12 protein-coding genes are annotated in these 14,051 nt (G+C 56.4%); all 12 read right to left on the bottom strand.

Features of this window, described 5'->3' with window-relative positions; genetic code table 11:
* Positions 1-9: 9 nt before the first annotated feature.
* Entirely contained in the window at positions 10-1,233 is a 1,224-nt protein-coding gene (locus tag ACAM29_RS03870) for an O-succinylhomoserine sulfhydrylase (protein ID WP_369623249.1), read from the bottom strand.
* 9 nt (positions 1,234-1,242) lie between these two features.
* Positions 1,243-2,766: an amidophosphoribosyltransferase gene (gene purF, locus ACAM29_RS03865; protein WP_091823079.1), complete on the bottom strand. Its 1,524-nt coding sequence runs from the start codon at positions 2,764-2,766 to the stop codon at positions 1,243-1,245.
* 50 nt (positions 2,767-2,816) lie between these two features.
* Complete coding sequence (locus ACAM29_RS03860) at positions 2,817-3,311, bottom strand: CvpA family protein (RefSeq protein ID WP_091823082.1); 495 nt, start codon at positions 3,309-3,311, stop codon at positions 2,817-2,819.
* A 67-nt stretch (positions 3,312-3,378) separates the two neighbouring features.
* Positions 3,379-3,930, bottom strand: coding sequence for an SPOR domain-containing protein (locus ACAM29_RS03855; RefSeq protein ID WP_354406081.1), 552 nt, complete (start codon positions 3,928-3,930; stop codon positions 3,379-3,381).
* 5 nt (positions 3,931-3,935) lie between these two features.
* Positions 3,936-5,222, bottom strand: coding sequence for a bifunctional tetrahydrofolate synthase/dihydrofolate synthase (folC, locus tag ACAM29_RS03850; RefSeq protein ID WP_369623248.1), 1,287 nt, complete (start codon positions 5,220-5,222; stop codon positions 3,936-3,938).
* Positions 5,188-6,108: an acetyl-CoA carboxylase, carboxyltransferase subunit beta gene (gene accD, locus ACAM29_RS03845; protein ID WP_242529958.1), complete on the bottom strand. Its 921-nt coding sequence runs from the start codon at positions 6,106-6,108 to the stop codon at positions 5,188-5,190. Before accD ends, folC begins: the two co-directional genes overlap by 35 nt.
* A 91-nt stretch (positions 6,109-6,199) precedes the next feature.
* Entirely contained in the window at positions 6,200-6,820 is a 621-nt protein-coding gene (locus tag ACAM29_RS03840) for a phosphoribosylanthranilate isomerase (RefSeq protein ID WP_369623247.1), read from the bottom strand.
* Between the two features lie 63 nt (positions 6,821-6,883).
* On the bottom strand, positions 6,884-7,714 hold the full coding sequence (truA, locus tag ACAM29_RS03835; protein ID WP_091823093.1) for a tRNA pseudouridine(38-40) synthase TruA: 831 nt from the start codon (positions 7,712-7,714) through the stop codon (positions 6,884-6,886).
* A 12-nt stretch (positions 7,715-7,726) separates the two neighbouring features.
* Positions 7,727-10,468, bottom strand: a complete 2,742-nt coding sequence (locus ACAM29_RS03830) for a FimV/HubP family polar landmark protein (RefSeq protein WP_369623246.1) — start codon at positions 10,466-10,468, stop codon at positions 7,727-7,729.
* 133 nt (positions 10,469-10,601) lie between these two features.
* Positions 10,602-11,606 carry an Asd/ArgC dimerization domain-containing protein gene (locus tag ACAM29_RS03825; protein WP_369623245.1) on the bottom strand — a complete coding sequence of 335 codons (1,005 nt, stop codon included), beginning with the start codon at positions 11,604-11,606 and terminating at the stop codon, positions 10,602-10,604.
* Between the two features lie 123 nt (positions 11,607-11,729).
* Positions 11,730-12,845 carry an aspartate-semialdehyde dehydrogenase gene (gene asd / locus ACAM29_RS03820; RefSeq protein ID WP_369623244.1) on the bottom strand — a complete coding sequence of 372 codons (1,116 nt, stop codon included), beginning with the start codon at positions 12,843-12,845 and terminating at the stop codon, positions 11,730-11,732.
* A gap of 102 nt (positions 12,846-12,947) precedes the next feature.
* Complete coding sequence (gene leuB / locus ACAM29_RS03815) at positions 12,948-14,030, bottom strand: 3-isopropylmalate dehydrogenase (protein WP_369623243.1); 1,083 nt, start codon at positions 14,028-14,030, stop codon at positions 12,948-12,950.
* Positions 14,031-14,051 lie beyond the last annotated feature (21 nt).

Raw genomic sequence — 14,051 nt, 5'->3', positions numbered from 1 at the left:
CGGAGGTATTTAATTACGCAGCGCGTCAAGGCCAAGCTGCATGTCGGCCTTGATGTCATCCAGAGACTCCAGTCCTACCGACAGACGGATAAGGCCTTCACGCACACCGGCCGCTTCCCGCTCTTCGACGCTCATGCGCCCATGTGTTGTGGTTGCCGGATGTGTGATGGTAGTTTTGACGTCGCCCAGGTTGCCGGTAATCGAAACCATGCGCGTGGCATCGATAAAACGCCAGGCCTCTTCACGCTCGCCTTCAACCTCGAACGAAAGTACACCGCCGAAAGCTGATTGCTGTTGACAGGCCAGCTCATGCTGCGGATGTGATGGCAACCCCGAATAGTAGACCTTGCGAATACCCGGTTGCTGCTGCAGCCAGCTCGCCATTTCCAGCGCGCTCTCGGAATGTGCACGCATCCGCAGCGGCAGGGTTTCAAGCCCCTTGAGAAATACCCAGGCATTGAACGGGCTCATGCAGGCGCCACCGGTACGGATCAGGCCAAACACCTCTTCCATCTCTTTATCGCGTCCCACCAGTACACCACCGACACAACGACCCTGGCCATCCAGATACTTGGTTGCGGAGTGCATGACGATATCGGCACCCAGCAGCAACGGCCGCTGCAATGCCGGCGTCAGGAAACAGTTGTCAACGGCCAGCAGCGCATCATTGCGATGAGCAATCTCGGCTACAGCGGCAATGTCTGTCAGCTCTGCAAGCGGATTGGACGGTGTCTCCATGAACAGCAGGCGTGTCGTCGGAGTAATCGCCGCTTCCCAGGCTGATACATCGGTCGGATCAACAAACGTTGTGCTGATGCCGGCGCGGCTGATGTATTTGTTGAACAGGGATACCGTCGAACCGAATACGCTGCGCGAGCAGACAACATGATCCCCCTGTTTCAGCAGTGCCAGTACCAAGCTTTGGATCGCTGCCATGCCTGACGCCGTTGCAACTGCCCGCTCTCCTCCTTCCAGCGCCGCAATTCGCTCTTCGAACGCCTGTACCGTTGGGTTGGTGAAACGGGAATAGATATTGCCGTCCTCGTCACCACCAAAACGGGCGGCCGCCTCACGGGCACTTGAGAAAACAAAACTGGAGGTGGTGAAAATCGGATCACCATGTTCACCCTCGGCGGTACGGTGCTGACCGGCACGCACGGACAACGTATCCAGCTCATACCCTTCAGGGCTGAACTGGATGCGCGCTTCACGCTCGAATCTAGACTGGCTCATTCCCGTCCCTCAGTCGATTTTGCTGTGCAGATCAGCCGACTCGTTACTGTCTTCCACCGAAGGGTCAGACGCCGACATGGCACCATCGTTTCGCTTCGCATCCACGCGCGCGAGATAGTCCTCGTCCACCGTACCGGTGACATAGCGCCCATCAAACACACAGGTATCAAACTCGGTGATTTCCGGGTTGAAGCAGGTAACGGACTTCTTGAGGTCATCCAGATCCTGATACAGCATCCAGTCACAGCCGATATACTCGCCAACTTCATCGGCAGTACGGCCATGGGCGATCAGTTCACTGGCGGAAGGCATATCGATACCATACACATTCGGGAAGCGCACTTCAGGAGCAGCCGAGGCAAAATAGACCTTACGGGCACCGGCATCTCGTGCCATCTGAACGATCTGCTTTGAGGTTGTACCACGCACGATAGAGTCATCTACCAGCATTACGACCTTGTCTCGGAATTCAGCCATGATCGGGTTCAGCTTCTGACGCACGGATTTCTTGCGCAGAGTTTGCCCCGGCATGATAAAGGTACGGCCGATATAGCGGTTCTTGATAAAGCCTTCACGGAACTTGACGCCAAGCGTATTGGCCATTTCCAGTGCCGCTGTACGACTGGTGTCAGGAATCGGAATGACCACATCTATGTCATGATCCGGGCGTTCGCGCATCACTTTTTCCGCCAGCTTGACGCCCATTTCCATACGGGAATGGTGCACGGAAACACCGTCAATAATCGAGTCAGGACGTGCCAGATAGACAAATTCGAACAGACATGGTGCGACACGGCTTACCTGTGCGCACTGACGTGTGGAAACCTGTCCCTGAGTATCGATGAAGATCGCTTCACCCGGTGCCAAATCACGCACCAGCGTGTAGCCGGACGTGTCCAGCGCCACACTCTCGGATGCAACCATGTACTCTTCGCCCTTGTCAGTTACGCGCTGGCCATACACCAGCGGGCGAATGCCACAGGGGTCACGAAATGCAACGATACCGTACCCGGTGATCATTGCCACCACCGCATAACCACCCTGACAGCGCGCATGCACTTTTTCAACCGCATTGAAGATATCATCGGCCGTAGGCTGAAGCTTGCCAATCTGCTGCAGCTCATGGGCAAAAATGTTCAGCAGCACTTCGGAATCTGAGGTGGTATTAATATGACGCAGATCGGAACGGAAAATCTCATCCGCCAGTTTGTCAGCGTTGGTCAGATTGCCGTTGTGCGCCAGTGCAATCCCGTAGGGGGAGTTGACATAGAACGGCTGCGCCTCAGCTGAACTGTTGCTGCCGGCTGTCGGGTAGCGCACATGACCGATCCCCATGTTGCCGTTGAGCTTTTTCATGTGACGGGTGCGGAACACCTCGTTCACCAGCCCGTTATCCTTGCGCAGAAAAAAACGATCACCTTCACAGGTAACCATGCCGGCCGCGTCCTGACCGCGGTGCTGAAGCACCGTCAGTGCATCAAAAATAGTCTGGTTAACAAACGACTTGGCAACTACGCCGACGATACCGCACATTCAATCCACCTCAGAAGGATGTAGCTTTAGGATGGTGCTGACTTCCAGACTCAGCGACCAATATTCCAGATTACCTGCCCAACGTCGCTGGCGACCTCTTTGGTCCAGCTTTCGAGCAGTACAAAATGGGGAATCAGTTGGGACCCCTGCCACCATTGATCCTGCACTGCAGGCGTCATGCCCAGCAATGCGACGATCACGACCACGACCAACCCGCCACGAACTGCACCAAACCCCATGCCCAACACTCGGTCTGATGCCGTAAGCCCCGTGGCCTGCACCAATGCAGTAAACAGGGCACCCACCAGTGCACCGGCAATCAGTGTGACGATAAACAGAATAGCAAAGGCGGCAGCAAAGCGCAGTGAGGGCGTCTGAACGTAAGCCTCAAGCAGATGACTCAGAGAGCCGGCAAAAAGACGTGCAACTACGAACGCCGTCACCCAGGTCAGCAGAGAGATCGCCTCTCGTACGAAGCCGCGCTTGAGGCTCATCAGAGTCGAGATCGCTATGATGGCAAGAATGGTCCAGTCAGCCCAGTTCATCGTCAGTCGCCAGTCCTGAAAACAGCGCGCATTCTATCAGAGGCAGCAGCCCAACCCAATGACCAATTCACTGTGTCGTGAAGCGCACGATCATGCCATCGAGCGCATAATCCGACTTGAGCCGTGCCTGCAGTGCTTCCAGACGTGAGCGCTGCAGATCAGGACCAACAAAAACACGCACCAGATCAGGCCCATGCCGGATGTAGACCTTGTAGCCGGCATCCACCAGCTCACTGCGCAGGGAGCGAGCATTGGCCTCGTCCTTAAAACTGGCCAACTGCAGAGTCCAGGCCACCGGAACCTGTTGCTCATCCAACACCGGCGTGTCTTGATGAGCATTGATCTGAGGCTTCTGAGCATCAACGGCATCCGCCAGTTCAGGTACCGGCACACTCACCACCGCTGGCTCTCGCAGCGCTGCGGGCTCAGATTCACGTTCGGGAATCGATTCTACCGGCTCAATATCCACCCTGTCAGGCAGTTCGGGCGCTTCGGGGATGCGCTCTTGCAGATGGCGCTCACGATAGCCAGAGCCATCCAGCAACAGTGGGAACAGTATCAGGGCGGACACAAGCAGTGCAGCGGCACCCACCAGTTGCTTTTTCTGTTGCTCGGTCATGGCCGTTATTCCTGTTCCGCCAGTTCCAGTGCCTGTGCGACTGTAAAGAATGAGCCCGCCAGCAGCAGTTGGTCTGCAGCCGGCATCGACTGCAGCTGATTAACAGCCACGGCAACACTGTCAGCCCCTCGAATACGGTCTCGGGACACACCAGCTCCCAGTAGTGCGGCCTCCAGCCGTTCCCGCGGCGCACCTCGTGGGACATCCAGTGACACCGGGTGCCAGACATCAACCACAGGGGTCAACGCCTGCACGACGGATTCAATATCCTTGTCTGCCAGCATTCCCAATATCAGGTGAACCTGCCCACCACAAGGTCTTTGCGACAGCCAGTGAGCCAGATATCCTGCCGCCTCGGGGTTGTGTGCTACATCCACGGTAGCCCTTATTTGCCCAAGCTGCACAGGCTGCAGACGCCCCTTCAGGCATGCGTGTACCAAACCTTCTCGAATTGCCTGCTCAGAAACAGGGTGGGGAAAATGCTGCAGCGCAGCCAGTACCAGCGCTGCATTGGGCAGCGGCAGCGCTGGTACTGGCAGCGCATCAAGATGCCTGCCATCACTCTGCCAGGACCACTGATCGGTCTTGAGCTCATAACTGAAATCAACACCCTGAAGCTGAAGCGGCGCTCCCAGTGTGCGAGCATAGTCAACCAAAGTTGCCGGTGGCTTCGGGTCACCGCAAAGAGCGGGCTTGCCGGCACGGAATATACCCGCCTTCTCACGTCCGATGGATTCTCGGTCCGGGCCCAGCCAATCGGTATGGTCCAGTGCAACGGTGGTGACCAGTGCAATATCGGCATCCACGATATTGACCGCATCCAGCCGCCCCCCAAGCCCTACTTCCAGCAGCGCCACATCAACTTGACGCTGACTGAAAATCAGCAGCGCAGCCAGCGTACCGTATTCGAAATAGGTCAGCGAGGTCTCACCTCGTGCCTGCTCAATCAACGTGAAGGCTTCGCAGAGGGCGGCATCATCTACAGGCTTGCCCGAGACACAGACACGCTCGTTGTAGCGCAGAAAATGCGGAGACGTGTAGCTGCCGGTTGTATAACCGGCGCGACTGAGAATGGCATCCAGCATGGCAAGCGTTGAGCCCTTGCCGTTGGTGCCTGCTATTACGATCTTGCAGACAGACTCCAGGTCGATTGGCAGGCGCTGTGCAACCTGCTGCAGCCGATCAAGTCCAAGCTCAATTTCAGCCGGGTGACAGGCTTCGATGCGCGCCAGCCAGCCCGAAAGATCCAGCGGCCGCTCAGCTGTCATCGCGGACCACTTCACTGTCTTCATCAACACTCTCGTCATCGTCGGCAACACCACACATGGGGCGCAGCGTCAGTTTGCAGAGAATGGACGCGAGGCGTGTACGCATTTCATTACGGCTGATGATCATGTCGACCTGACCATGTTCCAGCAGAAATTCGCTGCGCTGGAAGCCTTCCGGCAACTTCTCGCGTACGGTCTGCTCAATGACACGGGGACCGGCAAAGCCGATCAGTGCATTGGGCTCAGCCACGTTCAGGTCACCCAGCATCGCCAATGATGCAGAAACACCACCATAGACGGGATCGGTCAGTACGGAAATATACGGAATCCCCGCCTGCTTGAGCTTTTCAAGCGCAGCGCTTGTCTTGGCCATCTGCATCAGGGAGATCAGAGCCTCCTGCATGCGCGCGCCACCTGAAGCCGAGAAACAGATCAGCGGGATACCCTCTTCCAGCGCAACATTGGCAGCACGCACGAAGCGCTCACCGACGACCGCCCCCATAGAGCCACCCATAAAGCTGAACTCGAACGCAACCGCAACAACCGGCAACCCTTCGAGCGTACCGCGCATGGCAATGAGGGCATCCTTTTCACCGGTTTCCTTCTGTGCCGCGGACAGGCGATCCTTGTACTTTTTGGAGTCACGGAACTTGAGACGGTCAACCGGCGTTACATCAGCCCCGATCTCCTCACGTGAACCATCATCCAGAAACAACTCTAGGCGGCGACGTGCATGCACCCGCATATGATGATCGCACTTGGGGCAAACATTGAGATTTTTCTCAAGCTCTGGGCGATAGAGTATGGAGTCACACTTGGGACACTTTTTCCAAAGGCCTTCAGGAATATTGGTACGCTTTTTTTCGTTGCGGACCAGCGAAGGTACAATCTTTTCCAGCCAGTTACTCATCTCTTACTATCCTATCGGCGGCCAGCCGGTCCTTTCGGCACCCACTGGCGATATGAATTCGTTAAGCCTGCACCCACAGCGCGACCGAAACTCAACTCTGGGCCCTGACTGCAGCGGCAAAGGCGCACATTTTTGCCGTATCCTTCCGCCCCGGTGCCGCTTCAACCCCGCCCGAGACATCAACGGCATAAGGTTTTACCTGAGTGATCGCCGCTGCCACGTTAGCGGGATTCAAACCACCCGCCAGGGTAATATTCCCCGCAAGCGCCTGAGGAATCAGCTCCCAGTCAAACACCTCGCCCGTTCCACCCGGGACTCCTGGACGATAGGCATCGAGCAGCAACCCCCGAGCAGTATGGTAGGCTACAGCCGCAGATTCGACATCGAGCCCCGGGCGCACACGCAGCGCCTTAATATAGGGGCGACTGAAGCGACTGCACTGCTGCTCGGTTTCATTTCCATGAAACTGCAGCAGATCCAACCCTGCCAAATCAATGACATGCTGAACCTGTTCCTGAGAGGCATCGACAAACAGCCCCACACTGGTAACAAACGGCGGCAGTGTGCTGATGATATCAGCCGCTACGACAGGATCAACATAACGTGAACTGGGTTCATAGAACACAAATCCAAGCGCATCCGCCCCTGCCGCTACTGCAGCGGCCGCATCATTACGGCAGGTAATACCGCATATCTTGATTCGAGTGGTCATTGCATTCTCATCTCGGAGGCAAGCGCATAATATTAGCAAAGCCGCGGCGAGGCGTCAGTTTCCTCATGACAGAAAATAAGGGCCCGGATCTGACGGCGGCAATCTGAATATGTCCGGATAGCGCACATCCACGAAATAAAGACCATCCGGCGGCGCGGTAACGCCCCCCTGGCGCCGATCTCGGGCCTGTAATACTTCAAGCGCCCAATCAGGTGATCGATCTCCGGCACCTACTGCCATCAGCACGCCGGCAATATTGCGTACCATATGATGCAGGAATGCGTTGGCACTGACATCAATCACAACCAAACGTCCACTCTGGTACACGCTCAACTTGCGTATTTCCCGTACCGGGCTGCGTGCCTGACACCCGACAGCTCGATAAGAGGTAAAGTCATGTTCGCCCAACAGGTGCTCGGCAGCCTCTTGCATACGTTCGGTATTCAGCGTGCGATGCGTCCAGGTTACCCCCCCTGCCAACACTGCCGGGCGTGAGGGCGACGTGTAGATCAGGTAACGGTAGCGTCGTTCCCGCGCTGAAAAGCGGGCATGAAAGCATCCAGGTACGACAGTGGCCCATTTAATCGAGATATCGTCCGGCAGATGGCAATTGGTACCCAGCACCCAGGCACGCTCATCACGCTCGGCCCAACTGTCAAAATGAATCACCTGATGACTGGCATTGACGCCAGCATCAGTACGACCGGCACATACAACCTGAACAGGATGATTGGCCACTACCGACAGGGCCCGCTCTACCTCAGCCTGAATGGTGGGAACCTTGTCATGTGCCTGCAACTGCCAGCCACGATAGGCGGCTCCTACATACTCAACAGCGAGAGCATAACGAAAAGGGGCGATCGAAATCGCCCCGGAAGAGTTCTGTTTACTCATTGAATGTCTTTATCAGAGTGAGTCCAGCAGCTTCTGCGCTTCCTGGCGCTGCTCATCCGAACCTTCACTGGTGATCTCATTGAGGATATCGCGTGCACCATCCTTATCATCCATTTCCATGTAGGCGCGCGCCAGATCCAGTTTGGTTTCAGTCTCATCGGTACCACTGAGCAGATTCATCTTATCAAGGACATCAACTGCTTCATCGTTGCGCTGCTCTTCCAGAGCGATTTCGTCATCGGTACTGTTCAACAGCTCATCAACTGCGGAGTCAAGATCCATCTCCAGATCATGCGAAATGTTTGCAGTCAGCTCTTCTTCAACCTGCTCACCGGTACGAGCCGGCGCGACTGCGCTGGAAACATCATTCTCAGGGTCAAAAGACGCCAATAAACTGTCCAGATCCTCATCTGCGCTATCACCAGCTGAAGTCTCTGCTTTCTGTTCATCAGGCTCGTCAGCACTTCCCTGCAACATCGCTTCCAGATCATGGTCGATTTCATAATCGTCTGTATTCAATGCAGAGACAGTTTCATGCAGGCTATTGTCGCTTGCCGGCTCGTCGGCTTCCAGCTCGCCGAACAAGTCATCATCAAGGCTAACATCATCAGTGGTTGCAACTGCATCATCCGCAAGACTGAAACCGTTATCTTCCTTCAGAGCATCTTCAAGCAGCGATTCGTCATCGCTTACCGCCTGCGCGGTGTCATCATCATTGTCTTCTGCGCCATTAAGCAAGAAATCAAGGTCATCGGAGCTCTCGTCATCTCCGAGCATACCATCCAACTCGGATGGCTCTTCTTCCGGTTCCTGAGGCTTGACACTGAACTCGAGCTCATCACCAGCAGACAGAGGCTCTGGCCCTGATTTATCCTCTTCGGCAGGCCCTTCTGCCCCAGCCAGCGGCGCCAACTCGGCTAGCGGCTCGTCTTCAGCTCCGAGATCAAACTCAGTGGCATCAATACGCTCATCACTGCCTGCAAGCTGCTCGACATCATCATCGACCTGGTCAAGATCAGATTCGTCATCAATATCGAGATCGTTAAGATCCAGATCCATATCCAGATCAAGGCTTTGTAAATCCTGCTCCAGATCGTCGCTGCCGGCATCAGGCTCATCTGGCGCCAGGTTTTGCATCGGCGGACGCGAAAACTCATCTCCTTCGCCTGACAAGGGCGCTAGTGGCGCTGGTCGTTCAGTTTCATCATCATCGGCTGCTACAGCCGCCGCTACCGCTGCTGCACCGCCGGCAACAGCCGCTGATGTAGCCGCATCTCGCCCGTCGGCAGGGGAATCGGCATCATCATCGCCGTCACGCAGATCGCTCGGCACATTGACCAGCTCGCGTTTTTTGTCCGGTGCAGATGAACCACGACGACGCAGCATCAGCCAAAGCCCTGCCAAAATCGCCACAGCGCCGGCACCTATGCCACCAAGCACGGCGGGGCTTTGCAACAGACTCTTGTCATCTTGCGCGCCGGACTCAACAGCGGAAGGCGCTGCATTACGGCTCAACTCGGTCTGGAGGGTGGCCATCTGCTGAGATTGAAGCTCCAGCAGGCGACTTTGAGCTTCCAGCTGTTCCAGAACAGAATTGAGCTTGTCGTTAAGGTCGGTATTTTCACGCTCCAGGCGATCGATCTTCTCTTGCGCAATCAGAACGTCATTTTCGAGATTTTCCTGAGCAGCCGAGACTACAGATGGATCCTGCTGCGGCGCGCCCGCCTCTTCGGTAGTAACCGTTTCACTGCCCGCTTCGGCATCGTCCTGTGCGTCTGCTTCAGACTCTTCCTGAGGCGCCACGATCTTCAGCTGCCCTTCGTCAACGGGGGCGGTTGCATCCTGCGCCGACTCGGTAGGCTTGTCAGCCGGCGCAGTGGCCGCACCTTCATCGGTTGACGCCTGATCGCCCTGCTGTCGGCTCACGTCCACTGGAGCCTTGGGTTCTTCTGCCTGTTGACGCGAGGTGCGCCCTTCTCGCCACATCTGCGTTTGCCGTGCGACTTCAGCAACCGCTTCACGATGCGTCAAGCGAGTTACTTCATCCTGCGTTGGCAGATTCAAGACCACACCGGCTCGCATGGAATTGATATTACCTGAGGGGAAAGCCGCTGGGTTCTTGCGGAACAAAGCCAGCATCATTTGATGCTCGCTGATATTGGCAGGCTTGTGCCGCGCCGAAATTTCCCACAGGGTTTCATCAACCCCGACATAAACTTGACTCTCGCTGTTCATGCGAGTGCGGATGTTTGAAGTCGTCCCTGTCACCTGACGCTGCTGGTTTGCAGCAGGCTCCGCTACTGCAGGCTGCTGCACCTGTGCCGGCTGCACGGTGCGCTGCACGGGCGTTGGATCGAACACGGGAGGGTCAAGCAGCAGGGTGTACTCTCGCACCATGCGACCGCTGGGCCAGTTCACCTCAACCATGAAGTTCAGGAACGGCTCCTGAATCGGTTCGTTGGAGCGTAGTCGGATACTGCCAGCCCCATCGGGAGTCAGCAGCACCTGAAACTGGATATCGCGCAGGTAGCGCCCCTGGCTGACGCCACCTGACAGGGAGTATTCATCCACCGCTGCCATTCGTGGCTGAATCTGCAACGGAGAGAGGTCACGAACCTGCGTCAGTTTGATTTCTGCATCGAGCGGCTCATTCAGAGCTGAATTGACTTGAATCTCTCCCAGGCCGAGGGCGTGTGCCTGTGACACCCCCAGAGCTGCAGAGACCGCAAGGCTTAAAGCTAGTTTACGCAGCATCGGTTACTCCCTTTGATATCGTGTGCCCGTCTCTCGTCCCTTTCCGAAGAATCAGAGAGTTACGGCTCCATAGTCGTTGCAAGTATTATGTATTATGGCGCTGGCGGTCAAGACAACCACCTTCGACCGTTTGCTACCCTTCCGTCACCAGGCGCATGGCGGCCCCAAGAGCTGTCAAGGCACTGCCCCGCCCAAGGTCATCAATCATGGCATGCAGAGCAAATCCGGCTTCGCCTTCAGCCCCCGGACGTAGCCGCGCCACAACCACTTGTTGCTGACCGATTGCATCTTTGATGAGACTCGGAACCTGTTTGGCATGTTGATCAAAACACACACCTGGAGCCTTATCCATCAACTGCTGAACCTCATCCATATTCAGCGGCTGGTGCGTTTCAGCCTGAATTACCACCATGTCGCCATAAAATACCGGCACTTGAACGGCACTGACTTCCAGCTCCAGCCCCTCATCATCCAGTACAAGCGGCAACTGGGTACGCACAGCCGCTTCGATGTCGGTGTAACCGCTGTCAAGCAGAGTACCAACCTGCGGTATCAGGTTAAACGCAATCTGCTGGCCGAAATGACCTGACTCAGGGTCTCGTCCATTCAACAGCCGTGCCGTCTCGGATGCCAAGGCTTCGACACCGGGATGCCCTGCTGAAGAAACCGGGCTCAACAACACGAGATTCGCTTTCAGAATCTCGCAAGCACGATGCAAAGGAGCCAGCGCCAGCGCGGCTGCAATGGTAGCCGAATTCGGGATACCGATAACACGACCTGGATCAAGCGAAGCAAGCTCATCACCATTCAGTTCGGGAACGGTCAGAAATACCTGATCCGCCTCGTATCGCTGAGGGTACAGGTCGATGACCCGGCCCGGAGCCGCAAGCAGAGCCTGCTTCAGCTCGGGGCCAAGTTCGGCCTCACAGACAAACGTGAGCTGCGGTAACGACGAATCGAAAGCATCCAGAGGGCGGGTTCGATGCGCATGCCCTCTGAACATCAGGCTGCGCCCAGCCTGCTCTTCAGGTTCAAACAGGGTGAGAGTGTCGACTTCGAAGGTCGACTCATCCAGCAGTTCGAGCAGTTTCTCACCGGCCAGCGTGGCAGGCCCCAGCAGTGCAATCTTCAACGGCATATTGGTCAGTTTCTCTCACAGGCCTTCAGAACAGTCAGCGATCTGCGGCACATTTACTTCAGTGTATAAGCAAAACAGCCCGGACGTACGCCGGGCTGTTGAAAAAGCTATTGCTGAACGCTATCAGCGCTCGATCAGAATGCGCAGGATACGGCGCAGCGGTTCGGCCGCACCCCAGAGCAGCTGGTCACCCACACTGAACGCATTGAGGAAGGTCGGCCCCATCTTCATTTTGCGCAGACGCCCAACAGGCACATTCAGCGTACCGGTCACCTTGGTCGGCGACAGATCACGCATGGTGATTTCACGCTCGTTCGGTACCACGCTGACCCAGTCGTTGGCTTCGGCGATCATCTGCTCGATCTCGTCCAGCGGCAGATCCTGCTTCAGCTTCACGGTGAACGCCTGGCTGTGACAACGCATGGCGCCGATGCGCACACAGGTACCATCGATGGGAATCGGGCTGTCGGACAGGCCGAGGATTTTGTTGGTTTCAACAAAACCTTTCCACTCTTCCTTGCTCTGACCGTCTTCCACCGCCTTGTCGATCCAGGGGATCAAAGAGCCAGCCAGAGGCACATCGAAGTTATCGGTGGCAAAGGCATCACCGCGCATGGTGTCGACGACCTGACGGTCGATATCCAGGATGGCAGAAGCAGGGTCAGCCAATAGCGCTTCGGAACCGGCGTGGATCTGGCCCATCTGGGTGATCAGTTCACGCATGTTCTTGGCACCGGCACCGGACGCTGCCTGGTAGGTCATGGAAGAGATCCATTCGATATAACCGGCCTTGAACAGACCACCCAAACCCATCAGCATCAGAGAAACGGTGCAGTTGCCGCCAACAAAGTTCTTGATACCGGCGTCGATGCCACGGTCGATCACGTCACGATTGACCGGATCCAGCACGATCAGGCTGTCATCGGCCATGCGCAGAGTAGAGGCCGCATCGATCCAGTAGCCATTCCAGCCAGATTCACGCAGCTTCTGGAACACTTCAGTCGTGTAGTCACCGCCCTGACAGGAAACAATGGCGTCCATCTGTTTCAGCTCGTTGATATCACGCGCATCCTTCAGCGCCGGGATATCCTTGCCGATGTCGGGACCTGCCGCTCCGGTCTGAGAAGTGGTGAAGAAAACCGGCTCCGCAATATGGTTGAAGTCGTTCTCTTCCAGCATGCGCTGCATCAGAACCGAGCCGACCATACCACGCCAGCCTACAAAACCTACACGCTTCATTCGTGCCCCCAAATATAATTAGCTTTAAAACGAATCCCGAATACGAAACACCGGGCAACGGCAGTTCATGGCTGCTCAGTTACCCGGCGGAGATAGACGAAATCAGGCGTTCAGTGCGGCAACAACCGCATCACCCATTTCGGTGGTGCTGACCGCGCGCATACCTTCGGACATGATATCCGGCGTACGCAGATTCTGATCCAGCACCTTGCTCACGGCGGCTTCAATCTGATCGGCCGCTTCGCCCGCATTCAGGGAATAACGCAACATCATAGCGACTGAGAGGATGGTTGCCAACGGATTCGCCTTGCCCTGACCGGCAATATCCGGTGCAGAACCGTGGCAGGGCTCGTACATGCCCTTGCCGTTTTCATCCAGTGACGCGGACGGCAACATGCCGATGGAACCAGTCAGCATGGCGGCCGCGTCAGACAGAATATCACCGAACATGTTGCCGGTTACGACCACATCAAACTGCTTCGGCGCACGCACCAGCTGCATGGCGGCGTTGTCCACGTACATGTGGCTCAGTTCCACATCCGGGTATTCGCTTTTCAGCTCTTCCATGATTTCGCGCCAAAGCACAGTCACTTCCAGCACGTTGGCCTTGTCGACAGAGCACAGACGCTTGTTGCGCGCACGGGCCGCTTCAAACGCGACACGGCCGATACGGCGAATTTCATTTTCATCGTATACATAGGTATTGAAGCCTTCGCGGATGCCGCCTTCCTTCTCGCGGATGCCACGCGGCTGGCCGAAGTAGATGCCGCCGGTCAGTTCACGCACGATCAGGATATCCAGACCGGAAACGATTTCCGGCTTCAAGGTCGAGGCGTGCGCCAGCTGCGGATAGAGGATCGCCGGGCGCAGGTTGCCGAACAGCTGCAGCTGAGAGCGGATGCCCAGCAGGCCTTTCTCGGGACGAATGGCGAAATCGGGGTTGGTGTCCCACTTGGGACCACCCACGGCACCCAGCAGAATCGCATCGGCCTGTTTGCAGGCGGCCAGCGTCTCATCCGGCAGCGGTAAGCCGGTGGCGTCGATGGCAGCACCGCCGACCAGTGCTTCGCTGATCTCCAGCCCCAGCTCAAAACGTGCGTTGACCACATCCAGCACCTTGCGAGCTTCGGTTACGATCTCGGGACCAATGCCGTCACCCGGCAGTACCAATATTTTCTTGCCCATCTGGGTTCTTCCTCAAAAATT

The organism is Marinobacterium sp. BA1 (assembly GCF_041155135.1).
Lineage (GTDB): Bacteria > Pseudomonadota > Gammaproteobacteria > Pseudomonadales > Balneatricaceae > Marinobacterium > Marinobacterium iners.
The sequence above is the reverse complement of the archived record's forward strand: the minus strand, read 5'-3'. Positions and strand labels throughout refer to the sequence as shown.

Excerpts from the sequence above, each read along its gene's own strand:
- ACAM29_RS03840 (WP_369623247.1), bottom strand. The coding sequence starts at position 6,820 with ATGACCACTCGAATCAAGATATGCGGTATTACCTGCCGTAATGATGCG.
- ACAM29_RS03870 (WP_369623249.1), bottom strand. The coding sequence starts at position 1,233 with ATGAGCCAGTCTAGATTCGAGCGTGAAGCGCGCATCCAGTTCAGCCCT.
- accD (WP_242529958.1), bottom strand. The coding sequence starts at position 6,108 with ATGAGTAACTGGCTGGAAAAGATTGTACCTTCGCTGGTCCGCAACGAA.
- ACAM29_RS03825 (WP_369623245.1), bottom strand. The coding sequence starts at position 11,606 with ATGCCGTTGAAGATTGCACTGCTGGGGCCTGCCACGCTGGCCGGTGAG.
- ACAM29_RS03855 (WP_354406081.1), bottom strand. The coding sequence starts at position 3,930 with ATGACCGAGCAACAGAAAAAGCAACTGGTGGGTGCCGCTGCACTGCTT.
- leuB (WP_369623243.1), bottom strand. The coding sequence starts at position 14,030 with ATGGGCAAGAAAATATTGGTACTGCCGGGTGACGGCATTGGTCCCGAG.
- folC (WP_369623248.1), bottom strand. The coding sequence starts at position 5,222 with ATGAAGACAGTGAAGTGGTCCGCGATGACAGCTGAGCGGCCGCTGGAT.
- ACAM29_RS03830 (WP_369623246.1), bottom strand. The coding sequence starts at position 10,468 with ATGCTGCGTAAACTAGCTTTAAGCCTTGCGGTCTCTGCAGCTCTGGGG.
- asd (WP_369623244.1), bottom strand. The coding sequence starts at position 12,845 with ATGAAGCGTGTAGGTTTTGTAGGCTGGCGTGGTATGGTCGGCTCGGTT.
- ACAM29_RS03860 (WP_091823082.1), bottom strand. The coding sequence starts at position 3,311 with ATGAACTGGGCTGACTGGACCATTCTTGCCATCATAGCGATCTCGACT.
- purF (WP_091823079.1), bottom strand. The coding sequence starts at position 2,766 with ATGTGCGGTATCGTCGGCGTAGTTGCCAAGTCGTTTGTTAACCAGACT.
- truA (WP_091823093.1), bottom strand. The coding sequence starts at position 7,714 with ATGAGTAAACAGAACTCTTCCGGGGCGATTTCGATCGCCCCTTTTCGT.